The organism is Streptomyces daliensis (genome assembly GCF_054782395.1).
This window is the reverse complement of record NZ_BAAGSO010000138.1, coordinates 42,782-67,037: the sequence shown is the minus strand read 5'-3', so window position 1 is coordinate 67,037 and position 24,256 is coordinate 42,782. Positions and strand designations below refer to the sequence as shown.

At 71.3% G+C, this 24,256-nt stretch carries 19 protein-coding genes and 1 pseudogene; 10 read left to right on the top strand and 10 right to left on the bottom strand.

Annotated features, from left to right (window positions below; genetic code table 11):
* Positions 1–702 precede the first annotated feature (702 nt).
* Complete coding sequence (locus tag ACYVOO_RS39655; RefSeq protein WP_453351150.1) at positions 703–1,692, top strand: malate dehydrogenase; 990 nt, start codon at positions 703–705, stop codon at positions 1,690–1,692.
* A gap of 99 nt (positions 1,693–1,791) precedes the next feature.
* Here the strand turns inward: ACYVOO_RS39655 and ACYVOO_RS39650 are convergent, their stop codons facing one another.
* The 3 genes from ACYVOO_RS39650 to ACYVOO_RS39640 all read right to left on the bottom strand — a co-directional run bounded on the left by ACYVOO_RS39650 (position 1,792) and on the right by ACYVOO_RS39640 (position 4,531).
* Entirely contained in the window at positions 1,792–2,754 is a 963-nt protein-coding gene (locus ACYVOO_RS39650) for a transporter substrate-binding domain-containing protein (RefSeq protein ID WP_461020579.1), read from the bottom strand.
* A 67-nt stretch (positions 2,755–2,821) separates the two neighbouring features.
* Positions 2,822–3,562, bottom strand: a complete 741-nt coding sequence (locus ACYVOO_RS39645; RefSeq protein ID WP_461020578.1) for a hypothetical protein — start codon at positions 3,560–3,562, stop codon at positions 2,822–2,824.
* Between the two features lie 141 nt (positions 3,563–3,703).
* Complete coding sequence (locus ACYVOO_RS39640) at positions 3,704–4,531, bottom strand: hypothetical protein (protein WP_461020577.1); 828 nt, start codon at positions 4,529–4,531, stop codon at positions 3,704–3,706.
* 350 nt (positions 4,532–4,881) lie between these two features.
* Between ACYVOO_RS39640 and ACYVOO_RS39635 the strand changes: the two genes are divergently transcribed.
* The 8 genes from ACYVOO_RS39635 (at position 4,882) to ACYVOO_RS39600 (ending at position 16,953) form a co-directional block, all read left to right on the top strand.
* The gene (locus tag ACYVOO_RS39635; protein WP_461020576.1) at positions 4,882–6,384 is read left to right on the top strand and encodes an aldehyde dehydrogenase family protein; all 1,503 of its coding nucleotides are present in this window, start codon (positions 4,882–4,884) and stop codon (positions 6,382–6,384) included.
* 91 nt (positions 6,385–6,475) lie between these two features.
* Positions 6,476–8,032: a GMC family oxidoreductase gene (locus ACYVOO_RS39630; protein ID WP_461020575.1), complete on the top strand. Its 1,557-nt coding sequence runs from the start codon at positions 6,476–6,478 to the stop codon at positions 8,030–8,032.
* Positions 8,032–9,156, top strand: a complete 1,125-nt coding sequence (locus tag ACYVOO_RS39625) for a quaternary amine ABC transporter ATP-binding protein (protein ID WP_461020574.1) — start codon at positions 8,032–8,034, stop codon at positions 9,154–9,156. The genes ACYVOO_RS39630 and ACYVOO_RS39625 overlap by 1 nt, the downstream gene beginning before the upstream one ends.
* Positions 9,153–11,228: an ABC transporter permease gene (locus ACYVOO_RS39620; RefSeq protein WP_461020573.1), complete on the top strand. Its 2,076-nt coding sequence runs from the start codon at positions 9,153–9,155 to the stop codon at positions 11,226–11,228. Before ACYVOO_RS39625 ends, ACYVOO_RS39620 begins: the two co-directional genes overlap by 4 nt.
* Positions 11,229–11,275: 47 nt before the next feature.
* Complete coding sequence (locus tag ACYVOO_RS39615) at positions 11,276–12,298, top strand: ABC transporter substrate-binding protein (protein ID WP_461020572.1); 1,023 nt, start codon at positions 11,276–11,278, stop codon at positions 12,296–12,298.
* A gap of 334 nt (positions 12,299–12,632) precedes the next feature.
* Positions 12,633–13,709: a quaternary amine ABC transporter ATP-binding protein gene (locus ACYVOO_RS39610; protein ID WP_461020571.1), complete on the top strand. Its 1,077-nt coding sequence runs from the start codon at positions 12,633–12,635 to the stop codon at positions 13,707–13,709.
* Positions 13,706–15,817 carry an ABC transporter permease gene (locus tag ACYVOO_RS39605; protein ID WP_461020570.1) on the top strand — a complete coding sequence of 704 codons (2,112 nt, stop codon included), beginning with the start codon at positions 13,706–13,708 and terminating at the stop codon, positions 15,815–15,817. Before ACYVOO_RS39610 ends, ACYVOO_RS39605 begins: the two co-directional genes overlap by 4 nt.
* 167 nt (positions 15,818–15,984) lie before the next feature.
* Positions 15,985–16,953, top strand: a complete 969-nt coding sequence (locus ACYVOO_RS39600) for an ABC transporter substrate-binding protein (RefSeq protein WP_461020569.1) — start codon at positions 15,985–15,987, stop codon at positions 16,951–16,953.
* A gap of 93 nt (positions 16,954–17,046) precedes the next feature.
* Here ACYVOO_RS39600 and tgmC read toward each other — a convergent pair whose 3' ends face one another.
* The 7 genes and pseudogenes from tgmC to ACYVOO_RS39565 form a co-directional block, all read right to left on the bottom strand.
* Complete coding sequence (gene tgmC / locus ACYVOO_RS39595) at positions 17,047–18,183, bottom strand: ATP-grasp peptide maturase system methyltransferase (protein ID WP_461020568.1); 1,137 nt, start codon at positions 18,181–18,183, stop codon at positions 17,047–17,049.
* 106 nt (positions 18,184–18,289) lie between these two features.
* A complete protein-coding gene (locus ACYVOO_RS39590) occupies positions 18,290–19,159 on the bottom strand; it encodes an MvdC/MvdD family ATP grasp protein (protein WP_461020567.1) in 870 nt (289 codons plus the stop codon).
* Positions 19,156–19,368 carry a putative ATP-grasp-modified RiPP gene (locus ACYVOO_RS39585; RefSeq protein WP_461020566.1) on the bottom strand — a complete coding sequence of 71 codons (213 nt, stop codon included), beginning with the start codon at positions 19,366–19,368 and terminating at the stop codon, positions 19,156–19,158. Before ACYVOO_RS39585 ends, ACYVOO_RS39590 begins: the two co-directional genes overlap by 4 nt.
* A gap of 146 nt (positions 19,369–19,514) precedes the next feature.
* A pseudogene (locus ACYVOO_RS39580) lies at positions 19,515–19,685 on the bottom strand (YdcF family protein); the annotation flags it as partial.
* A 104-nt stretch (positions 19,686–19,789) separates the two neighbouring features.
* The gene (locus ACYVOO_RS39575; protein WP_461020565.1) at positions 19,790–20,353 is read right to left on the bottom strand and encodes a GNAT family N-acetyltransferase; all 564 of its coding nucleotides are present in this window, start codon (positions 20,351–20,353) and stop codon (positions 19,790–19,792) included.
* 106 nt (positions 20,354–20,459) lie between these two features.
* Entirely contained in the window at positions 20,460–21,236 is a 777-nt protein-coding gene (locus tag ACYVOO_RS39570) for an isocitrate lyase/PEP mutase family protein (protein WP_461020656.1), read from the bottom strand.
* Between the two features lie 44 nt (positions 21,237–21,280).
* Positions 21,281–21,748 carry a carboxymuconolactone decarboxylase family protein gene (locus tag ACYVOO_RS39565; protein WP_461020564.1) on the bottom strand — a complete coding sequence of 156 codons (468 nt, stop codon included), beginning with the start codon at positions 21,746–21,748 and terminating at the stop codon, positions 21,281–21,283.
* A gap of 47 nt (positions 21,749–21,795) precedes the next feature.
* Here ACYVOO_RS39565 and pdxR point away from each other — a divergent pair, with 47 nt between their 5' ends.
* The gene (pdxR, locus tag ACYVOO_RS39560) at positions 21,796–23,325 is read left to right on the top strand and encodes a MocR-like pyridoxine biosynthesis transcription factor PdxR (protein WP_461020563.1); all 1,530 of its coding nucleotides are present in this window, start codon (positions 21,796–21,798) and stop codon (positions 23,323–23,325) included.
* Positions 23,326–24,256 lie beyond the last annotated feature (931 nt).

Genomic DNA, 24,256 nt, shown 5'->3' with positions numbered 1-24,256 from the left:
GACCCGCACTTGTCGCCGCCCGAGGAGACACCCCGGCGCGGCACCGACCCCCACCACACAGCAACCCCACACGACCACCGGCGCAAGCCGAGAATCACGCGGCGCCAGCCGCGACGCACCGCAACCACACGCCGCGCCGAAGCCACCGGCCCGCACCCGGCGACGAAACCCGGGACGCCCCCGCCGGGCGACGGCGCCAAAACTGTTGTGGGCAATCGTCCCGCTGGCGGGACGGGTGGGCACAACCCGTGCCACCGGCCTGAGCATCGCTGACGAACCCCCAAGGGGCACCGGCAGGGCGCACCCCCACGAGAAACGAGAACCCCGTGTGACCTTCACCCCGCACCCCGTGAAGCGGCGCAGCCCAGTGAAGGGGGAACCCTGCGTTTCCTTCCGCACCCCGCGAAGGGGATACGCATGGGTGGACGTTTCGCGGGCAGGCGAACTGGTGGCAACCCCCCACGGGTGTGGCGCCGCACCCGGCAGCCGTCCGCGCTCCCCCCCTCCTTGAGCGGGCGGCTGCCGACGCCGCGGAACCCCTCACGCTTCGCCCCCCACGGCTCCTCCGCGCCCCGGGCGTCGGATAGCCTGACGCTGGGTCTCTTGATGTAGAGAGACTTCACAGAAGGGCAGGGACAACCCGTCCCCTCGGGCTTCGCCCGCGGAGGCCCCGCCGCCACGTCAGGTACTACGGAGACCGCCATGACCCGCACTCCCGTCAATGTCACCGTCACCGGCGCCGCCGGTCAGATCGGCTACGCGCTCCTCTTCCGCATCGCCTCGGGCCAGCTTCTGGGCGCGGACGTCCCCGTCAAGCTCCGGCTGCTGGAGATCACCCCGGCCCTGAAGGCGGCCGAGGGCACGGCCATGGAGCTGGACGACTGCGCGTTCCCGCTGCTGCGCGGCATCGAGATCACCGACGACCCGAACGTCGCCTTCGACGGCACGAACGTCGGTCTCCTCGTCGGCGCCCGCCCCCGCACGAAGGGCATGGAGCGCGGCGACCTGCTGGAGGCCAACGGCGGCATCTTCAAGCCGCAGGGCAAGGCCATCAACGACAACGCGGCGGACGACGTGAAGATCCTCGTCGTGGGCAACCCGGCCAACACGAACGCGCTCATCGCCCAGGCCGCGGCCCCGGACGTACCGGCCGAGCGGTTCACGGCGATGACCCGTCTCGACCACAACCGCGCGCTCACGCAGCTCGCGAAGAAGACCGGCAGCCAGGTCTCGGACATCAAGAAGCTGACGATCTGGGGCAACCACTCCGCCACCCAGTACCCGGACATCTTCCACGCGGAGATCGCGGGCCGGAACGCCGCCGAGGCCGTCAACGACGAGAAGTGGCTGGCCGACGAGTTCATCCCGACCGTCGCCAAGCGCGGTGCGGCGATCATCGAGGCCCGCGGCGCTTCCTCGGCAGCCTCCGCCGCGAACGCGGCGATCGACCACGTCCACACCTGGGTGAACGGCACCGCCGACGGCGACTGGACCTCCATGGGCATCCCCTCGGACGGCTCCTACGGTGTCCCGGAGGGCCTCATCTCCTCCTTCCCGGTCACCACGAAGGACGGCAAGTACGAGATCGTCCAGGGCCTGGAGATCAACGAGTTCTCGCGTCCGCGCATCGACGCCTCCGTCAAGGAGCTGTCGGAGGAGCGCGACGCGGTGCGCGGTCTCGGCCTGATCTGACCGCCCCGCGCCCAGCGCTGAGCGACACCGGGCCCGCGCCGACCGCACGGTCGGCGCGGGCCCGCGCGCGTCACAGGCCGGGGCCCCGGACGGGCGCGCTCAGTCCTTGTCGCAGGAGTATTCGTCGACGACGGCGCCCGAGGGGGGCTTGTAGGTGTCCTCGGCGTTGCCCTGGGCGCGCAGCTTGGGGAAGTGGAGGGAGAACTTCGTCAGCCACTCCTCCTCGTTGAACTTCTTCAGCGCCTCCGCCACCCGCGCGCAGGCCGCCGGATGCCCTTCGGGCAGGCCGACGCCGTAGAGCTGGAGATCGCCCACGTTGAAGGACTCGTCGGAGCGCTCCAGGACTTCGAGCGCCTCTTCCTTGTCCTCCTCCACAAAGCCGTAGAGCACCGCCTTGTCCGTGTGCACGGCCTCGAAGTCGCCCTGTTTGAGCTGGTTGATGCACTCCTGGTACGTCGCCCGGGTCTCGACGATGGCGTCCGCGAGCGGGCCCTCGTCCTCGGCGCCGGGGTCCGAGGTGGAGCCGGTCACCGTGCAGATCCGCTTCCCCGCGGTGTCCTTCACGCTCTTGATGCCGGTGTAGCCCTTGCGGACCATCAGCCCCTGGTGCGTCTTGAGGTAGGGGCCCGCGAAGTCCACCTTCTTCTCGCGCCGGGAGGTGATGGAGTACGTGGCGACGACAAGGTCGGCCGTGCGGTCCTCGCCCGTCAGATAGCCCTCGCGGCTCTCGGAATCTATGCGTACGGGGATGGCGTCGAGCTTCAGTTCCTTCTCCAGGAACTCCACCAGCTCGTTCTCGAAGCCGTAGTAGGGGACGCCCTTCTGGACGTTGAAGCCCGGCTGGTTGTACTTCACGGCGATGCGGACCTTGCCGGAGAGCAGGTCGTCGCTCGGCGAGGGCGACGGTGCGGAGGCGGCGGCTGAGGACTTGCCGGTCCCGGCCCCGGCGTCCGGCCGCTTCCCGTCCTCTCCTCCGTCCCCGGCGCCGCACGCGGGGACGAGGGAGAGGGCGAGCGCGCCGGCTCCGAGGCGCGACAGGCCGCGCCATACGGATACGTGCATGGTTCCCCCTTATCGTTCGGCCGTCCGGCCGCCGGCCGCTCCTGGCGGAGGCTGCCGGAGGTCCGGGTCAGTCGCGCAGAACTGTCTTCTTCTTGGTGAGGGAGAGGGCGCAGCCCTCTTCCGTGGTGAGGGTGACGTCGAGCCGCACCCTGGCCTCGGCGGACTTCAGGGGCAGGGTCACCGAGGTCTCCTCGCGCGCTGTCACGGTCCTGCTCCCGTCGAGATCGGGGCCCGAGAAGTGCAGCGAGCTGAGCGGCACGCAGGGGGATCCTGACGCCTCCTCGACGTCCCCTACGGCGAGGGTCAGCTCCAGCGTGCCGTGCGCGTCACGCGCGTCGACGGCGACCTCGGCCGTGCTGCCCTCGGTCATCGAGGCGCCGCCGGAGATCTTCGTACGCGCCGTGACGTCGTCCGGCCGCCCCGCGTCCTGCGCGGTGATCACCCTGAGCAGCAGGAACAGCGTCAGCGTGGCCGCCGCGCCCGCCACCACGAACTCCGTCAGCGACGAGGAGGTGCGCCCGGCGCCGACGAGCGAGACGAACACGGCGATGAGGGCCGCGCCCGCGGGGACGAGCGCCGCGCGCATCTCCGTCGACTTCCACCCGGCCCACAGCACGAGGACCAGCAGCGCGGCCCACAGGACCATCATGGCGAGATACAGCAGCAGGGCCGTGCCCCACTGGAACCCCTGGTCCCCCTGGAACCCTTCCCCCCGGCCGGTTCCGGCCCTTCCCGTGCTTCCCCCGCGGGCCCCACCCCGCGCTGCTCCGGCGGCCGGTCCGCGCGCCGGGCCTGTGCCACGTCCCATGCCGTTGTCCATCCCCCAGGACGTCGTGCGATGAAAGACAAGCATGAGTCACGGGGCGTCACTTGGGTAGCCCCGTTGCCCGTGCGCGACGGGCCCCGCCGCCCAGGGGCGACGGGGCCGCTCACGCGTGGGGCGCCCCCGTCACACGTCCTGGCGGTCCGGCTGGCCGCCCTCCTGTCCGCCCTGCTCCGACTCCAGCTTCCGGGTCAGCTCCTTCACGCTGATCGTGTCGTCCGCCGACGGCGTCTTCTTCGGCACCGGCTTGTCGAAGCCGCTCAGGCCGAGCACGTCCTTGCCCTCGGACGTCGCGCTGCTGAGCGCCAGCGGATACGGCTTGCCCTTCGCCGACACCAGCATCGTGAGCGTGGCCTCACCCTGGGTGCTGGTGATGCGGACTGCGGGCCTGCCCTTGTACTCCGTCGTGCCCTTGGTGTCCGCACGCTCATCGCCGCCCCCGCCACCCCCGCCGCCCTCGCCTCCGCCCCCGCCGGTGGCGGCCCGCTTCCAGTTCGTGGGGTCGCCCCCGGTCACGCCCGTGCTGGCGCGGAAAGCCTTGAGGTCGCACGTCGAGGACATGCCCTCCATGAGGGTGTCGCTGGACTTCCCCTTGATGTAGCGGCCGTCCACGACGTCGTCGACCGCCTGGCCGCGCGCGCCGCCGACCTGGCTCTTCCAGAACGCGGCGTTGGGCTTCAGCCACACCGTGTCACCGCGCTTGACCATCTTCAGCTTGCCCTGGGAGTCCATGGAGGCCGTGCCCGCGCAGTTGCCCCGCTCGTCCAGGGAGAGGCTGAGGGAGAAGCCGCTCGACCTCAGCTTCAGATGCAGGGAGGACATCGACTGGAGCTGGCCCTGTGCCCGCTCGGCGATCTCCTGGCCGGAAAGGCCATCCAGCGCGGAGCCGCCGGGCGCCCGCTCAGGGGACGCCGCGGACGCCGGGGACGCGATCAGCCCGGCCGCCAGCCCCACGGCAGCCGCGCCGCAGGCTCCGTTTCGCAGGCCCGTCCGGGGCCGGGACGGTTCGGTTCGGTGTTCGGGAGGGGCATTGGGTCGGGTTCCGTACGCTCCGCGTGACTTCCGCATCGCTCGAACCACCTCCGGCCTGGCGCGCCACTCGCACCTCGGCGGCATCCCTGGAATCGGGACATTCACCCGTATACCGTACGTATGGCCCCGCCCTCCCGCACTTCGGCGGTGAGGAAGATTACTTATTTGCTCTTCACTGACATGCAACCGGAGGGTCGGGGCAGGGTTCGCATTTGGCCATACGCCCCGACGTATGGCGAGGAACATTTCGGTAATGAGAGGCAGTACCCAAGGTGTCCGTAATCGAGAGCATCCATGTAGACGGCCAGTGGCAGACCGCCGCGGCCGGCGGAACGCGGGAGATCCTGGACCCCGCGGACGCGACCACTCTCGCCGTCGTCGCCGAGGGCGGCACGGAGGACACCGACGCGGCGATCAGCGCAGCCCGTCGCGCCTTCGACGAGGGGGAGTGGCCGCACACCCCCACCGCCGAGCGCGCCGCGCTGCTGCGCAGGGTCGCCGACTACCTCCAGCGTGACCGCGAGGAGATCGCCCTCACCGAGTCCCGCGACACCGGCAAGACCCTCGAAGAGGGCCGGGTCGACGTGGACGACGTGACCAACGCGTTCCGCTACTTCGCCGACCTCGTCATGAACGAGTCGGGCGGCCGGGTCGTGGACGCGGGCTCCGCCGACGTGCACAGCGTCGTCGTGCACGAGCCCGTCGGCGTCTGCGCGATGATCACGCCCTGGAACTACCCCCTCCTCCAGGCGAGCTGGAAGGTCGCCCCGGCCCTCGCCGCCGGCAACACCTTCGTGATCAAGCCCAGCGAGGTCACCCCGCTCTCCACCATCCACCTCGTCAAGCTGGTGGTCGAGGCCGGTGCCCCCGCGGGCGTCGCCAACATCGTCACCGGTGCAGGGGATCCCGTCGGCGCCCGCTTCGGCACCCACCCCGGCGTGGACCTGGTCTCCTTCACCGGTGGCCTCGTCTCCGGTACCAAGGTCGGCCAGGCCGCCATCGCGAGCGCCAAGAAGGTCGCCCTGGAGCTGGGCGGCAAGAACCCCAACGTCGTCTTCGCCGACGCGTGCGCCACGGAAGAGGGCTTCGACACCGCCGTCGACCAGGCCCTGAACGCCGCCTTCATCCACAGCGGCCAGGTCTGCTCCGCCGGATCGCGCCTCATCGTCGAGGAGTCGGTGCGCGAGCGCTTCATCGCCGAGCTGTCCTCGCGGGCCCAAAAGATCCGCCTCGGCCGCGGTACCGAGGAGGGCGTCGAGTGCGGCCCCCTCGTCTCCGCGCAGCAGCTCGCCAAGACCGAGATGTACGTGGCCTCCGCGCTGGACGAGGGCGCGGTGCTGCGCTGCGGCGGCGAGCGTCCCGAGCCGTCCGAGGTCCGCCCGGCCGATGGCTACTTCTACTCCCCGACGGTCCTCGACAACTGCCACCGCGGCATGAAGGTCATCCGCGAGGAGACCTTCGGCCCGATCCTCACGGTGGAGACCTTCCGTACCGAGGACGAGGCCGTCGCGCTGGCCAACGACACGGAGTACGGCCTCGCGGGCGCCGTCTTCTCCTCGGACACCGCGCGCGCCCGCCGCGTCGCGGCCCGGCTGCGCCACGGCACGATCTGGATCAACGACTTCCACCCCTACCTGCCGCAGGCCGAGTGGGGCGGCTTCGGCAAGTCCGGCGTCGGCCGCGAGCTGGGCCCGCACGGCCTGGCCGAGTACCGCGAGACCAAGCACGTGTACGAGAACCTCCGCCCCGCACCTGTCCGCTGGTTCGCCGGCTGACGAGCGTTCGCACCCCGCACCCGCACCCGCCCTGTCCCCGACCCCCTCGCGGTTCCGCGAACGCTTGAGCACACCAAGGAGCAAGCCCCCTATGTCCAGCTACGACTACGTCATCGTCGGCGGTGGTACGGCCGGTTCGGTGATCGCCTCCCGCCTCACGGAGGACCCCGGCATCCGCGTCGCCCTCATCGAGGGCGGCCCCTCCGACATCGACCGTCCCGAGGTGCTCACCCTGCGCCGCTGGCTCGGTCTCCTCGGCGGCGAGCTCGACTACGAGTACCCCACCACCGAGCAGCCACGCGGCAACTCCCACATCCTGCACAGCCGCGCCAAGGTGCTGGGCGGCTGCTCGTCCCACAACACCCTGATCTCCTTCAAGCCGCTCCCCTCCGACTGGGACGAGTGGGAGGAGAACGGGGCCGCCGGCTGGGGCGCCGCCGCGATGGAGCCGTACTTCGGGAAGCTGCGCAACAACATCGTGCGCGTCGCGAAGAAGGACCAGAACGAGATCGCCTCGGACTGGATCAAGGCCACGAAGGACGCCATCGGCGTCCCCGAGGTCGTCGGCTTCAACGACGAGCCCTTCGAGGAGGGCGTCGGCTTCTTCGACCTCTCCTACCACCCGGAGAACAACAAGCGCTCCTCAGCGTCCGTCGCCTACCTCCACCCCCACATGGAGGCCGGTGACCGCCCCAACCTGGACATCTTCCTGGAGACCTGGGCGTTCAAGCTGGAGCTGGGCGGCGCCGACGGCAAGACGGCCACCGGCGTCCACGTCCGCGCGAAGGACGGCGAGGAGCGGCTGATCTCCGCGGGCCGCGAGGTGCTGGTGTGCGCGGGCGCCGTCGACACCCCGAGGCTGCTGATGCACTCGGGCATCGGCCCGAGGAAGGACCTGGAGGCGCTGGGCATCCCCGCCGTCCACGACCTGCCGGGCGTCGGCGAGAACCTGATCGACCACCCCGAGTCGGTCATCGTCTGGGAGACCAACGGGCCCCTCCCCGGCAACTCCGCGATGGACTCCGACGCGGGCCTCTTCGTCAAGCGGGACCCGGCGCACAAGGGCCCCGACCTGATGTTCCACTTCTACCAGATCCCCTTCACAGACAACCCCGAGCGACTGGGCTACCAGCGGCCCGAGCACGGCGTGTCGATGACCCCGAACATCCCCAAGTCCCGCAGCCGCGGACGTCTCTACCTCACCTCCTCCGACCCCGAGGTCAAGCCCGCGCTCGACTTCCGGTACTTCGAGGACGAGGACGACTACGACGGCAGAACCCTCGTCGACGGCATCAAGATCGCCCGCCGTATCGCGCAGTCGGAGCCCTTCGCGAAGTGGCTCAAGCGCGAGGTGGCACCAGGACCCGAGGTCACCTCGGACGAGGACATCAGCGAGTACGCCCGCAAGGTCGCCCACACCGTCTACCACCCCGCCGGCACCTGCCGGATGGGCGCGGCCGACGACGCGCTCGCCGTCGTCGACCCCGAGCTGCGCGTGCGCGGCATGGCAGGCATCCGCATCGTGGACGCCTCCGTCTTCCCGACCATGCCCGCCGTCAACCCGATGATCGGGGTGCTGATGGTCGGCGAGAAGGCGGTCGATCTCATCCGACTTGATTCGACTACGGCACCGGGAGGTGTTGCGTGATGTCCGAGGCAACGTCCGAGGCGAAGGAAACAGCCGAGACCACCCCGGTGTTCTCCGTCCGCAATCTGTGGAAGGTCTTCGGCCCCAAGGCCCACAAGGTCCCCGCCGACCCCGAGCTGACCAAGCTCTCGGGCCCGGACCTGTTCAAGCGCACCGGCAACACCGCCGCCGTCCGCGACGTCTCCTTCGACGTCCGCAAGGGCGAGGTCTTCGTCGTCATGGGCCTCTCAGGGTCCGGCAAGTCCACGCTCGTGCGCTGCCTGACCCGACTCATCGAGCCGACCTCCGGGCAACTGGAGATCGACGGTGAGGACGTGATCGGCATGGACAGGAAGCGCCTGCGCGAGCTGCGCCGCCGCCGCGCCGCCATGGTCTTCCAGAACTTCGGACTGCTGCCGCACCGCACCGTCCTCGACAACATCGCCTACGGCCTGGAGATACAGGGCCTCGGCCGCGCCGAACGCCGCGAGAAGGCCGGCGAGATGATCGAGAAGGTCGGCCTCCAGGGCCTCGGGCACCGCCGCCCCGGCCAGCTCTCCGGCGGCCAGCAGCAGCGCGTCGGCCTCGCCCGCGCCCTGGCCGTCGACCCCGAGGTGCTCCTCTTCGACGAGCCGTTCAGCGCCCTGGACCCGCTGATCCGCCGCGACATGCAGGAGGAGGTCATCCGCCTGCACAACGAAGAGGGCCGCACCATGGTCTTCATCACCCACGACCTCTCCGAGGCCCTGCGCCTGGGTGACCGCATCGCGCTGATGCGCGGCGGCGAGATCGTGCAGTGCGGCACCCCCGAGGAGATCGTCGCGTCCCCCGCCGACGACTACGTGCGCGACTTCGTCCGCGACGTCCCCCGCGAGCAGGTCATATCCGTCGGCCGCGCCATGCGCCCGGCCGACGCCGACGAGGCCCGTACCGGCGTCTCGCTCGCCCCCGACACCGTCGTCGCCGACGCCGTGGAGGCCGTCGCACGCAGCGGTGAGCACGCCCGCGTCGTCAAGGACGGCCGCACCCTCGGCATCGTCGACGAGCACGCGCTGCTCTCCGTCGTCGCGGGCCTCGACAGCCAGGACGCCGCCGCCGGTGCGAAGCGGGAGAAGCCGGAGGAGGAAGAGGTGGCCCCCGTATGAGTACGGCAGCCCCCGAGAAGACCAAGAAGACCAAGGAGCCAGCGAGCGCGCCCGCCGCGAAGGCGCCCGCGGCCACGGACGGCCAGGACGAGGCGCCCGGCGGACTGCGCGCAGCCCTCTCCCGAGGCAAGCTGCCGGTCTTCCTGCTGGTGCTGCTGGTCGTCGTCGTCAGCGCCGCCGTCACCAGCAACGGCGCCTGGCCGGGCGGACTCACCGTCGACGTGAAGTCCCCGCTGGACGACATCAGCAACTGGCTCACCGACAACCGCGACCGCAGCTGGCTCTTCCTCTACTTCCTGCTGCACATCAGCAACTGGGCCGAGGGCACCGTCGACAGCACCTACCTCGTGCTGTCCCAGATCGGCTGGATCGGCGTCACCGTCATCGCGGCGCTGCTCTCCTGGTACGTCGCGGGCGCCGGGCTGCGACGCCGCTCGCTGAAGCTCGCCCTGGTCACGGTGCTGTGCTTCGCGGTGCCCGGCGTGCTCGGCCTGTGGGACTACATGCTGGAGACCATCGCGCTGATGGTCGCCGCCGTGTTCGTCGCCGCCGTGCTGGGCGTGCTGCTCGGCCTGATCGCCGGGCTCTCCGAGCGCGGCGACCGCATCATGCGCCCGGTGTTCGACACGATGCAGGTCATGCCCGCGTTCGCGTACCTGCTGCCGCTGGTGCTGCTGTTCGGCATCGGCGCGCCCGCCGCGCTCGTCGCGACGGTCATCTACGCGGCCCCGCCCATGGCCCGCCTCACCTCGCTCGGCCTACGCGGCGCCGACCCTGCGGCGCTGGAGGCGTCCGCTTCGCTCGGCGCGACGCCTTGGCAGCGGCTGCGCACCGCGCGCTTCCCGCTGGCACGCAAGGAGATGCTGCTCGGCCTCAACCAGACGATCATGCTGGCCCTGTCGATGGTCACCATCGCCTCGGTCATCGGCGCCGGCGGCCTCGGCGACAAGGTCTACCAGGGCCTCGCCAAGGACAACGTCGGCATGTCGCTGATCGCGGGCGTCGCCATCGTGCTGATCGCGGTCTGGCTGGACCGGGTCACCGCTGCGGCCGGTGAGCAGATCGAGAACCCCGCCGGGCCCGTCCGCGGCGAGGAGACCAGTGCCTTCGGGCGCGTGCTCACCAGGCTGCGCGGCTGGCCCTCCTGGGCCGGGCTCGTGGTCCTCTTCCTCATCGGCTACGCCTTCGGCCCGCTCGCCGGGGAGCGGCACTGGCCGGACGCGTGGACCGTGCGCGTCTCCGCGCCGATCACCGAGGGCATCACCTGGGTGACCGACCGGATCGGCTCCGGGGTGCCCGTCGTCGGCGGCACGGACGTGTGGGCCGTCAACCTCACCAACTGGGTGCTCAACCCGCTGCGGGACGGCCTCCAGGCCACCCCGTGGTGGGCGGTGCTGCTGCTCGTCGCCGCGCTGGCCTGGCTGGCCGGGTCCTGGCGCGCCGCGCTCACCGGCATCCTGTCGATGGCCGTCATCGGCGCGATGGACCTGTGGACCAAGTCCATGGACACCCTCGCGCAGGTGCTGGTCTCGCTGGTGCTGACGCTGATCGTCGGCGTCGTCATCGGGGTGCTGGCCGCGCGCATGGACCGCTTCATGCGGGCCATCCGGCCGATCCTGGACGTCATGCAGACCATGCCGCAGTTCGTCTACCTCGTGCCGGTCGTCGCGCTCGTCGGCGTGGGCCGTACGGCCGCGATCCTCGCCGCCGTGATCTACGCGCTGCCCGCCGTCGTCCGCATCACCGCGCAGGGCCTGCGCGGCGTGGACCCGGCCGCCATGGAGGCGTCGCGCTCGCTCGGCTCGTCGACGTTCCAGCAGTTGCGCCAGGTCCAGCTTCCGCTGGCCCGCCGCTCGCTGCTGCTGGCGGTCAACCAGGGCGTCGTGCTGGTCCTCGCGATCGTCGTCATCGGCGGTCTCGTGGGCGGTGGCGCGCTGGGCTACGACGTGGTCTACGGCCTCCAGAAGAGCGACCTCGGCGTCGGCCTCACCGCCGGTGTCGCGATCGTCTGCCTGGGCCTGATGCTCGACCGGATCACCCAGTCCGCCGGTTCGCGCAAGGAAGGCCGTTAGGGGCACGGGAACTGCGCCCCGTGGACCCCGACGACGAAGGAACAGCCATGCACACCAAAGCGACGGAACCGACGAACGATCCGACGGACGAGAAGCAGTACAGGCGGCGGCTCACCGGCCGCCGAGGGCGCCGGGCCCTGATCGCGGGCGCCGGGGCGCTGGCCCTGACGGCGGCGCTCGGCGCCTGCGGCAAGGCCGACCCGTACTACAGCGGCAGCGACAAGACCGTCACGCTCCCCACCGCCTCCTGGGCGGGCGCGGAGGCGAACACGGCAGTGGCCAAGCAGATCCTGGAGAAGGAGCTGGGCTACCGCGTCAAGGCCACCCAGATGGACGAGCCGGTCGCCTTCGACGCGCTCAACTCCGGCAAGGCCGACGCGCTGATGGAGGACTGGCGCGGCGTCCCCAAGAAGGAGAAGAAGTACGTCGAGGAGAAGAAGACCGTCACCTACGAGGGTGAACTCGGCGTCACCGGCCACATCGGCTGGTTCGTGCCGACGTACTACGCGGAGAAGCACCCCGAGGTGAAGACCTGGAAGGGTCTGAACAAGCTCAAGGACGACTTCAAGACGCCCGAGAGCGGGGACAAGGGCCAGCTCCTGGAGGGCTCGCCCTCGTACAGCACGTACGACGATGCGATCATCAAGAACCTGGGTCTCGACTTCAAGACGGTCTACGCGGGCAGTGAGGCCGCGCAGATCAAGGAGATGCAGAAGAAGTACAAGGCGAAGAAGCCCTTCATCACCTACTGGTGGACCCCCCAGTGGCTGAACTCGAAGCTGGACCTGACCGAGGTCAAGCTGCCGAAGTACAAGAAGGGCTGCGACGCGGTCGCGTCGGAGGTCAAGTGCGCCTACCCGTACACGCCGCTGGCGAAGTTCTTCAACAAGGACTTCTCCGAGAACGGCGGGGACGCGGCGGAGTTCCTGAAGAACTTCAAGTGGTCGACGAAGCAGCAGACCAAGGTCGTCGAGGACATGACCATCCGCAAGATGGACACCGACGAGGCCGCCGCCAAGTGGGTCGAGGAGAACCCCGACATCTGGAAGAAGTGGATGCCGAAGAAGTAGCCGCCCTCCGGTAGTACAGGGCGAAGGCCCGCGTGCCCCCCAGAAAGCGCCAGGGGATCACGCGGGCCTTCGCGCGTCCAGGGACATGGAGGGAGACACGGGGGAGAAACACGTCTTGAACATTTCGCAATCTGGCCGAAGGACGGGTTTCACCGCGAACCGGGTATCAGCTTGTCCATGCGGGAGGCGCCCACGCCACCACCCGAGGGCACGCATCTGCCGAACGGATGCCTCCGCTGATGAACTGACCGTCCTCGCCGCGGACTTGGGGAAGCCCGTGGTCACGGCGGATGTACTTCTCCTCTGTCCCTGAGACACCTGGGGGTGTCGCCAGATGACCAACGAAGTATCCGACGCGGTTCTCTCGGCAAGCGATCTGTGGAAGGTTTTCGGCCCGAAGGCCGAGACCGTCCCCGGCAACAAGGACCTCGCGGGCCTCCCCGCCACCGACCTGCGCACCCGCACCGGCTGTACCGCCGCGGTGCGCGGCGTCTCCTTCGACGTGCGCAAGGGCGAGGTCTTCGTCGTCATGGGCCTCTCCGGATCCGGCAAGTCCACGCTCGTGCGCTGCCTGACCCGGCTCATCGAACCCACAGCGGGCCGGGTGGTGATCGACGGCGAGGACGTGCTCGCCATGGACAGGGCACGGCTGCGGGAGCTGCGGCGGCACCGCACGGCCATGGTGTTCCAGAACTTCGGACTGCTGCCGCACCGCACCGTCCTCGACAACGTCGCCTACGGCCTGGAGATACAGGGCATGGGCCGCGCCGAGCGCCGCGAGAAGGCCGCCGAGATGGTGGAGAAGGTCGGCCTCGAAGGGCTGGGGGAGCGCCGTCCACGTCAACTGTCCGGCGGGCAGCAGCAGCGTGTCGGGCTCGCGCGTGCGCTCGCCGTCGACCCCGAGGTACTGCTTTTCGACGAGCCGTTCAGCGCACTCGACCCCCTCATCAGGAGGGACATGCAGGAGGAGGTCATCCGGCTGCACCGGAGGGAGGGCCGCACGATGGTCTTCATCACCCACGACCTCTCCGAGGCCCTGCGCCTGGGCAACCGGATCGCGCTGATGCGGGACGGGGAGATCGTGCAGTGCGGCACCCCCGAGGAGATCGTCGCCGCGCCAGCCGACGACTACGTCCGCGACTTCACCCGCGACGTACCCCGCGAACAGGTCATCTCCGTGCGCCGTGCCATGCGCCCCGCCGACGCGCACGAGGCGGCGGCGCAGGCCCAGGGCGCCGACGGGATCACCCTCGGCCCCGACACCCTCGTCGCCGACGCGATCGAGGCCGTGGCCCGCAGCGGCGCGCCCGCGCGGGTCGTGCGGGACGGCGAGCTGCTCGGCATCGTCGACGCACGCGGGCTCCTCGGCGTCGTCGCGGGCCTCGGCGAGGAGGAGGGGAGAGCGGCATGAGCGCGGCCGACACCGTCACGGGCCCCGACGCGGGCTCAGGACCGGGCCGCTTATCCAACACCGGCACGCCGCCCGGCGCAGGGCCCGGCGACGGCGGCGGCGACGGCGGTGCACGGCGCGGATGGCGTGGACGGCGCCTCGCCCTGGCGGCGGCCGTCCCCGGCGGCGCGGCACGCAAGCTGCTCGCGCTGCTCGCGCTCGCCGTCGTCCTCGTGCCCGTGGCCGCAGCGCTGTGGGGCAGCGGCGCCTGGCCCGACGCGCTGAGCGCCGACGTCAAGGGACCGCTGGACGACGCCAACCAGTGGGTCATCGACAACCGCGACACCAACCCCGTCTTCCTCTACTTCCTCCTCCACCTCAGCAACACCGCCGAGTCCTCCGTCGACGGCGTCACCGGGCTCCTCGACACCATGGGCTGGCTCGGGGTGCTCCTGGCCGTCGCCGTCCTCGCCTGGTACGCGGCGGGCTTACGGCTCGACCGCCGCGCGGCGCGCGTCGTCGGCACCTCACTGGCCGCGCTCGCGGTCTGCGGGCTGCTCGACGTGTGGGAGGCGACGATGGAGACGGTGGCGCTGATGGCCGTCGCGGTCGCCGTCTCGGCCGTCGTCGGGCTGCTGCTCGGGCTGGCCGCCGGGCTCTCGGAGCTGTGCGACAAGGCGCTGCGGCCCGTCTTCGACACGATGCAGGTCATGCCCGCGTTCGCGTACCTGCTGCCGTTCGTGCTCCTCTTCGACATCGGCGTGCCCTCCGCCCTGTTCGCGACGGTCATCTACGCGGCCCCGCCCATGGCCCGCCTCACCGCGCTCGGCCTGCGCGGCGCCGATCCGGCCGCGCTGGAGGCGTCGGCCTCGCTCGGAGCCACGGCATGGCAGCAACTGCGCACGGCCCGGCTGCCGCTGGCCCGCAAGGAGATGCTGCTCGGCCTCAACCAGACGATCATGATGGCGCTGTCCATGGTGACCATCGCCTCGGTCATCGGCGCCGGCGGCCTCGGCGACGAGGTCTTCCGCGCCCTGTCCAAGGTCAACATCGGCGAGGCGCTGGCCGCGGGAACCGCGATCGTGCTGCTCGCCGTGTGGCTGGACCGCACGACCGCCGCGGCGGGCGAGCGGCTGGAGGAGGAGACGGGCGCGCCGGGGCGCGGCGCGGGGCCCGTCGCGGGACTGCGGGGGTGGCGGGCGCCGGCCTGCGTCGCCGCCGCCATGGCCGCCGCCTCCTTCGCCGGCAGGGCGGCGGGGGACGAGTGGCCCGACGGCTGGACCGTCGCCGTCTCCAGGCCCGCCAACACCGCCGTCAACTGGTTCACGGACCACTTCGCCGAGGGCGTCCCCGTCGTCGGCGGCACCCAGGTGTGGGCCACCAAGTTCACGGAGTGGGTGCTCAATCCGCTGCGCGACCTGCTCCAGGGCACGCCGTGGTGGCTGCTGCTCCTCGTCGTCGCCGCGCTGGCACTGCTCGTCGGCACCTGGCGCACCTCGCTGACCGGGACGCTCGCCCTCGCCGCCATCGGTGTGACGGGCGTCTGGGAGACCTCGCTGGACACCCTCGCGCAGGTACTGGCGGGCCTCGTCCTCACCCTGCTGCTCGGCTTCGCGATCGGCATCGTCGCGGCGCGGGTGGCACGCGTGGAGCGGGCGATACGGCCCGTGCTCGACGTGCTCCAGACCCTCCCGCAGTTCATCTACCTCATCCCCGTGGTCGCCCTCGCGGGCGTCGGCCGTGCGGCGGCGATCACGGCGGCGCTGCTGTACGCGCTGCCCGCCGTCGTCCGCATCACCGCACAGAGCGTCAAGGGCGTCGACCCCGCCGTACTGGAGGCGTCCCGCTCCCTCGGCGCCAGCGGCCTCCAGCAACTCCGCCAGGTCCAGCTCCCGCTGGCCAGGCCCGCGCTGCTGCTCGCCGTGAACCAGGGCGTGGTGCTGGTCCTCGCGATGGTCGTCATCGGCGGGCTGGTGGGCGGGGGAGCGCTGGGCTACGACGTGGTCTACGGCCTCCAGAAGAGCGAACTGGGCATCGGCCTCACGGCGGGCGCCGCGATCGTGCTGCTCGGGCTCGTGCTGGACCGCGTCACGCAGCCGACGGGCGAACGGCGCGGGCGCGACGGCTGAGCGGCGCGGGGCGTGTGGCGCGGCGCCTGAGCACAGCGGGCCGCGACGGGCGAGCCGCGCCCCTCATCCCACACCCCCCACACCACCCCCACCCCAACACCACCCCCTGCACGAACCCCTGCACCACCCCACCAACTGAAGTCCAACTGAAGAAGGCGGAGCACACCATGAGCAGAAGCGTGCGCAACGGCAAGCGGATACGCGGATCCCTCATCGCGGGCGTCGGCGTCCTCGGTCTGACGGCGGTAGCCGCGGGCTGCGGAGCCGCGGAGACCGACAAGGGCGCGGGCGACAAGAACGTCACCCTGCTGGTCCCCTCGTGGGTGGGCGCGGAGGCGAACGTCGCCGTCGCGAAGTACCTCCTCGAAGAGGAGCTGGACTACAAGGTCAAGTCGCAGCAGATGGACGAGCCCGTCGCCTGGGACGCCATCGGCAGGGGCAAGGCCGACGCGATCATGGAGGACTGGCGGGGCGTCCCCAAGAAGGAGAAGCAGTACATCGACCAGAAGAAGACCGTCGTGGACGGCGGCGACCTCGGGGTGACGGGCCACATCGGCTGGTACGTGCCCAAGTACTTCGCCGACGCGCACCCCGACGTCCTGGACTGGAAGAACCTCAACAAATACGCCAAGGATCTCCGGACGACGGAAAGCGGCGACAAGGGCCAGCTCCTGGAAGGTTCGCCGTCCTACACGACGAACGACAAATACATCATTGACAACCTCGATCTCGACTTCAAACCGGTGTACGCGGGCAGCGAGGCCGCACAGATCACCGAGATGAAGAAGAACTTCAAGGCGAAGAAGCCCTTCATCAGCTACTGGTGGACCCCGCAGTGGCTCAACAGCGAACTCGACCTCGTCGAGGTCAAGCTCCCGGCGTACAAGGACGGGTGCGACAAGCCGGTGGAGAAGACGAAGTGCGCGTATCCCAACACGCCGCTGAAGAAGTTCATGAACAAGGACTTCGCGGAGAACGGCGGGGACGCGGCCGAGTTCCTGAAGAACTTCAAGTGGTCGACGGAGCAGCAGAATCAGGTGGCGCAGTGGATCGCCGGTGACGGGATGTCAGCGGAGGCGGCGGCCGAGAAGTGGGTCAAGGCGAACAAGTCCACATGGGGGAAGTGGATGCCGTAACCGTCCACGGGGCACGGGGCACGGGGCAGGGGCGCCCCTTCGCGGGGGTGCCCCGGCGTGCGCGAGGGCTCGGCGCGGCGGGGATGCCGGTCGTCAGGCCGGCAGCGGCCAGCCCGGCCCCTCCGGGGAGCCGATCCACACTGTCTGGGTCCACGGGGTCGCCGTCATGCCGAACTCGCCCAGACCCGGCGCTCCGGCCCCCCGCCAGACCTCCAGCGCCGCTTCCACCTGGTCCCAGAGACGCAGCGGACCGTGCTGATGAACGGTCACCCCCTGGCCGTCGGTCTCGGTCCATGCCTGCGATCCGGTTGCCACGTCGCGCAGGACGATGCCGCTGCCGGTGGTCATCAGCTCGGCGGAGGGCGCGGCGAGCTGGGCCACGAAGCGACCGGCCCACTGATCCAGCAGGTCAGGGGGCAGGCGGGCGGCGCGTGTCTCGCCGTCCTGCCGGAAGAAGACCGGGTGGGGCGGGCGCTCGTGCGGGCGGGCGAGCATGTACGTGATGGTGTCGTCGGTGAAGCGGCCGTGTGCCGTTCCCTCGCCGTCGAGCGTGAGACGGATCAGGCCCGCGGTGAGCATCCATCCGCTGATGGTGGTGGTGATCGATCCGCCGTCGTCGAGCTGCCAGAACCATGAGGGCGGGAGGGAGCGCACCGAGCAGGTGGCGACGATCGCGTCGTAGCCGGCGTGCTCCTTGCACCCTTGCAGGCCGTCTCCGACGGCGAGCGTCGGCGTGTACCCCGTCCCGGCGAGATGAGCGGCCGCGCTCGCCGCCAGGCCGGGGTCGTACTCGATGCTGACGACGTTCCCCGTGCCCAGACGGTGGCACAGGAGCGCGGTGGAGTACCCGGTCCCGGTGCCCACTTCGAGGACCTTGTCTCCCTCGCGCAGCCCTGCCACCTGCGCCGTGCGCACGACGAGGGAAGGGAGTGTGGCGGACGAGGTGGGGCTGCCGTCGACCGGGCCCACGGCGTCGGCCGCGTCCAGGCCGTCGATCTGAGTGACCCAGGTCCGGTCGGAGTGGACCATACGCGTCCACTCCGCCTCCCCGACACCCACGCGGTGCACGGGCTCCCACCGACCGCCGACAGGCCGGAAGACGGCGGCACCGAGAAACGCCTCGCGCGGTACGGCCATGACGGCCTCGCGCCATTCGGGGGCCGGCGTCGGCACCGCCGAGGCGACCTCCTCGGCCAGAGCACGGCGCGAGGCGGCGGGGTCAGGGGTCACGGTGCGCTCCTGCGTGCTCCAAGTGATCGGCCAGGGCGGAGACGATCCTGCCGGTGATCGGTTCCGGAAACCAGGCGAACTGCCCGTTCGGGTTGCACTCGTACAGTCAGGTGCGGCCGTCCTGGCCGACGCCGAAGTCGAAGGCGCCGAAGACGAGACCGAAAGTCTCCATGTACGCGTGGACACTCCTCGCCAGCCGCGGCGGGGTGTCGATGAGTGAGTACGACAGAGCGTCGTAGTGCCGACGCCAGTCGAGACCGGGCGAGCCCTCGATCCGGACCGTGAACAGTTCACCTCCCACCACCGTCACCCGCAGATCGGCCACCGACGCCACGCGCCGCTGGAAGAGGTGCATGGTCCGGGCGACGCCGGCGTCCAGGTCGGCGGCGTCGACCTCCTCGACCCACACCGTCAATGCCTCGCCTTCGGCACCCCGGTAGTCCGTGTTCCGGAGCGGCTTGTAGACCACGGGGCCCTGCTCGCGTACGAACGACGCCGCTTCGCGGGGGTCGTTCGTGAGCAGCGTCGGCGGGATGTCGAAGCCACAGTGGGCCGCGGTGGCCAACTGGGCGGGCTTGTACTCGGCGTCCCGGTTCCGCCACGGGTGGTTCACGTAGTGGGCGCCGGGCAGAGCCGCCAGGATTCCGCCGAGACCGTAGCGGGCCTCTTCCCTGCACCACCGGGCCGCCTGGCCCTCGCCCTCCCGCTTCTCCAGCTTCGGCGGAGCGGCGTAGGGGCGTGGCCGTCGCCAGTAGACCGAGCGCACATGGTCGAGTCCGACCAGGCGGGTGGGCGTCCGCGCGCTTCCGCGCAGGCCGGTGCTGTCCAGGCGTGCGGCGACGGTGACGGCCGCGGGGAAGTCGCCGGGGTCCAGACGCACGACAGGGACCCGTCGGCGGTTCAGCTCCCTGGTCACCACGTCGGCCGTCACGTCATCGAGCCGGGAGACGACCAGAACGGGCGCGCCCGGACTCAATCAGCGTCGCCTTCCTGGTCGCTGCCCTGGTCCGGGTTGCCGTCCAGGCTGGTCCGGGTCTGGGTTTCGTGGTTCGTCTCCGACCGCTTGTGCTTCCCCGCCACGGCCACGTCGAGCCCGTCCGGGCCGGTCCACCGCCCCGTCTGCGTCACCGGGTCCAGCACGACCTCGGCCCCCGGCAGGACAGCCGCCTCCGGGTACGCCCTCATGCGCGTCAGCCCCCAGGGTAGGGGGACATCCGTCTCGCTCACTCGCGACTCCCGTCGCCGCCGATCGTCGGCTTCACAGTGTGCGCGGCGCGCGAGAGCGTGCGGTAGGGGGCAGCCGTCCGGTCCGCCCGCCCGGCGCTGGTGGGTCAGGGTGCGATGAGGCGGCCGGTGAAGCCGTCGCGGATGAGGGATTCGTACGCGGCGCGCACGTCCTCCGGGACGTCCTGCCCGATGGCGAATCCGAGCCTCGGGTACTCGATCACCCGCTGGAGGTCGCCGACGAGCATGTCCAGGACGAGCTTCTCGTCGCCGATGGATGTCGGAGCGGTACAGCCCGGCGACGTGGGCCGCGACGCCGAGGTCGTGACTGCCCACCCCGATCGCCACCTCGGCGGAGGGCGGGGCGGTGCCGGTGGAGGTGTCATGGCCGGGGGATCGTCCCGGTCTGCGTGGGCCATTCCTCCCGGAGGATGGCGTGCACGATGGAGTCCCGCCACTGGCCGCCGACGAAGACGTGACCGCGAATGCGGCCCTCCTCCCGCATGCCCACCGTCGTCATCGTCCTCGCGGAGGCGGTGTTCAGCGGGGAGCGTGCGCCCCAGACCCGGTGCAGGCCGAGCCCGTCGAACCCGAGCCTCAGCAGGAGACGCACGCTCTCCACCCCGTACCCGACGCCCCAGGCGTCAGGGCGGAGCGCGAAGCCGATGGTGGCCGCGCTCTGCTGATGTGGGTCCATCGCCAGCCGGGCGAAGCCGATCAACCCGCCGCGGTCCTTTTCGACGACGGCGAGCGCGTACTCCTGACGCGGAACGTCCATGGCTGACGCGACGGCACGCGCCACGATCCTGCCCACCTCGTCACGCGAGCGCGGCGAGAAGGAGAGGTGTTCGGTCGCCTGGGCGCTGCCGTAGATCGCGAGGACGGCGTCCACGTCGTCCACGGTGAGTTCGCGAAGGGAGAGGCGCGCACCGTCATGAGTCACCATGGCCGACGACTCTATGGTGGCGCAGGGCTGTTGCTCTCCCGGCGGGCCGGAACCGTGGCCGTCAGACGCCCGGTTCCGGCCCACCGTCCGCCGCCCGCCGGAGCAGTCAGTTGACCGGGCGCAGTGATGTCGCCAGGTCGCGGACCGTGGTGAAGGCGCGGGCCGCGAGGGTGCCGCCGAAGGTGATGCGGGTGGCGCCCGCCTCGGCGAGGCCGCGCACGGAGTCGGCGGGGCCGCAGAACGCGTTCACCGGGACGCCCAGTTCGGCGGCGAGGACGCCGATGTCCCGTGCGGGTGCCCCGAAGGGGTAGACGCTCTCGGCTCCGGCGGCCACGTACAGGCGGCCCCGCTCCAGCGCGTCGGACAGCGGATCGTCCGCGCCGCGCAGATAGCTGTCGATGCGGGCGTTGAGGAAGATCCGGCCGTCGGCGGCGGCGTGGAAGGACGCGAGCCAGTCGGCCTGGCGCTCCGGCTCGACCAGCCGGGCCGCGCCCCCGGGCTCCGCCGGTGCGGAGTCCTCCAGGTTGCAGCCGACGGCACCCGCTTCGAGCAGCCGGCCGACGAGCTCGTCGACGGGCAGCCCGTAGCCGCGCTCGATGTCCGCTGTGACCGGTACCGGGTGCTCCAGGGTGTCCACCGCGCGGACGATCCGGGCCACTGCGGCGAACATCTCGTCCGGCGGCGTGGCCCCGTCCTCGTATCCGAGCGACGCCGCGACCCCGTGACTCGGCGTCGCCAGCGCCTCGAAGCCCGCGAGCGCGAACTCCTTCGCGCTCCCCCCGTCCCAGGGCCCCGGCATGACCAGGGGCGAACCCTGTGCCCTGCCGTGGTGGAGGGCGCGGAACGCCGCCACCCCGGACGCCTCCGCCCCGGACGCCGCCACCCCGGCCGCCTCCGTCCCGGCTGCCGCTTCCGCCCCCGGCGCGCTCACTTCGCGAGGCTGGCGGGGACGGCGCGCGTGGTCACCTGGAAGCGGTTCCAGGCGTTGATGGCCACGATCTGGGCGATCAGCTTGGCCAGCTCGGCCTCCTCGAAGTGCTGCGCGGCACGCTCGAAGACCTCGTCGGACACGAAGCCCTCCGTCAGCACCGTCATGGCCTCGGCCAGGGCCAGCGCGGCCTGCTCCCGCTCGGTGAAGAGCCCCGCCGACTCCTCCCAGGCGGCGATCAGGTCGAGCCGCAGTTGCGACTCGCCCATCTTGCGCGCGTCGGAGAGGTGCATGTCGAGGCAGAAGGCGCACTTGTTGAGCTGCGACGCGCGGATCTTGACCAGCTCGCCGATGACCGGATCGAGGCCCTCCGTCGCGGCGGCCTGGAAGGCGGACATGCCCTTGTAGACGTCGGGTGCGTGCTTCCAGAGGTTCATGCGGGGACCGTGTGCGTGTGTCGTCGTCATGGCTTCGACTCTACGGTCGGATCGGCCCAGGAGTATGGTCCATTTCCATGCCGGAATCATGGGCCAATGAGACCAGGATCGGGGGCGTCGACCTCCACCTCGACCTCGCCTCGCACCCGGGCGGGCGCCGCGCGGCCCTCACCCACGCGCTGCGCGAGGCCATCCGCGGCGGACGCCTCGCCCCCGGCACCCGCCTGCCCGCCTCCCGCTCCCTCGCAGCGGACGTGGGCCTGGCCCGCAACACCGTCGCGGACGCCTACGGGGAACTCGTCGCGGAGGGCTGGCTCACCGCGCGCCAGGGCTCCGGCACCCGCGTCGCGCGCCGCGCCGAACCACTGCCCCCGGCAGCCTCCGCCCTCCAAGGCGCCCGCGCCGTGCGGGCCGAGGGGGCCGAGGGGGCCGAGGGGGCCGCCTTCCCCGGCACCCTCCCCGGCACCCCGGCACCGGGCTTCTCCCCGCTGGACCTCACCCACCCGCCCGCGCACGACCTCCGCACCGGCTCGCCCGACGTCTCGGCGTTCCCCCGCTCCGCGTGGCTCACCTCGGCACGGCGCGCGCTGACGGCGGCACCGGCCGAGGCGTTCGGACGGTACGGAGACCCGCGCGGCCGGCCCGAACTGCGCCGGGCGCTCGCCGACTACCTGGCGCGCGCCCGCGGAGTACGCACCGACCCCGAGCGGATCGTCGTGTGCGCGGGCTTCGTGCAGGGCCTCGCGGTGCTCGCGCGGGTGCTGCCGCCGAGGGTCGCGGTCGAGTCGTACGGTCTCTTCTTCCACCGCGACCTGCTCGCCGCGGCCGGAGTACGCACCCACCCCCTGCCCGTCGACGCGGACGGCGCGCGCACCGAGGACCTGGACGGCCTCCCCTCCGTACGGGCCGCGCTGCTGACCCCCGCGCACCAGTACCCGACGGGCGTTCCGCTCCGTCCCGGCAGGCGGGCCGCCGTCGTCGACTGGGCGCGACGGGTGGGCGGGCTCGTCCTGGAGGACGACTACGACGGCGAGTTCCGGTACGACCGCCAGCCCGTCGGAGCCCTCCAGTCCCTCGACCCGGAACGTGTCGTCTACTTCGGCACCTCCAGCAAGTCCCTCTCACCGGCGCTCCGGCTGGCCTGGGCGGTGCTGCCGGGGCACCTCGTCGACGCCGTGATCTCGGCGAAGACGCCCGCCGAGTGGACGACGGGCGCGCTCGACCAGCTCACACTGGCCGACTTCCTGGAGTCCGGCGCGTACGACCGGCACGTACGGGCGATGCGTCAGCGGTACCGGCGGCGCAGGGACCGGCTGGTCCAGGCGCTGGACCGGCGGGCGCCGGGGGTGCGGGCGACGGGGATCGCGGCTGGGTTGCACGCGGTGCTCGAACTGCCCGGCGGGGTGCGGGAGTCGGCGCTCGTGGCTGAGGCCGCGCACCGGGGGCTGGCCGTGGACGGGTTGCGGGCCTTCCGCCACCCGGAGGCGGCGGCGGAACGTGAGGGCGAGCGCGAAGCCCTCGTCGTCGGCTACGGGACCCCGCCCGAGCACGGTTTCGGGGCGGCGCTGGACGCGTTGTGCGGGGCCCTTTCGCAGGGTGCGGATTGAAACGAAGGGTTCCCCCTGCACGCTGGGGTGCTCCTTCATGGGGTGCGGGGTGATGGTCACACGGGGTGCGCCTCTCCTCGCAGGGTGCGCCTGTTGTGGGTGCCCCTTTGGGGGTTCGTTCGCGTGTGGCGGGCCGGTGGCACGGGTTGTGCCCACCCGTCCCGCCAGCGGGACGATTGCCCACAACTTTGGTGTGCCGTCGCCCGGCGGGGGCGTCCCTTGGGGTTTCGTTTCCGGGTGCGGGCCGGTGGCTACGGCGCGGCGTGTGGACCGGTTGTTCGCGGCTGGCGCCGCGTGATTCTTGGCTCGGGTCGTGGTTATGGGGTTGCTGTGTGGTGGGGGTCGGCGCCGCGGTGGGGTGTCTCCTCGGCGTGAAGGTCTCGTGTTCGGCTTTCGGCCGGTGACTTGCTCGTCCTGCGGGGACACCCCACCGCACCACCTCCCACCCGGTGGCCAACTATCGGCCGATGCCCCCTCCGCTTCTTCCCACGCTGTGGACCGGTGCCTCATCGGCACCCATGCGCCCGCCCCAGTGCCTCGCCGGAGGGGCTCCGCCCCTGCCGCGGGAAGCTGACGGCGACGGCTCGCCGTGGCCGTGAGCCGGTGCCGTGCCGCACGGACCCGGCCACCCCCTGTTGTGGGCAGGCGTTCCGCATGGCGAAGGGGCACCTCCCAGCGGTAGCTGGGGGAGGGTGGGCACAACCCACCCACCGGCCCGCAACACGCGAACGAAACCCCAAGGGGCACCGGCGTTGCGCACCCCTTCGCCGGGGGTGTTACGCGGAACGGTTGGCCCGGGGAATGGGGACCGTAGGTCCCGCGCTGGCGGGTGGGCCGCCATACGGCAAGGGGGCAGTCGCACCCCGCGAAGGGGGATGGGCCCCGGCCGACCCGGAGCGGAAGCAGGCCACCGGCGGGACGGGGACGCGGT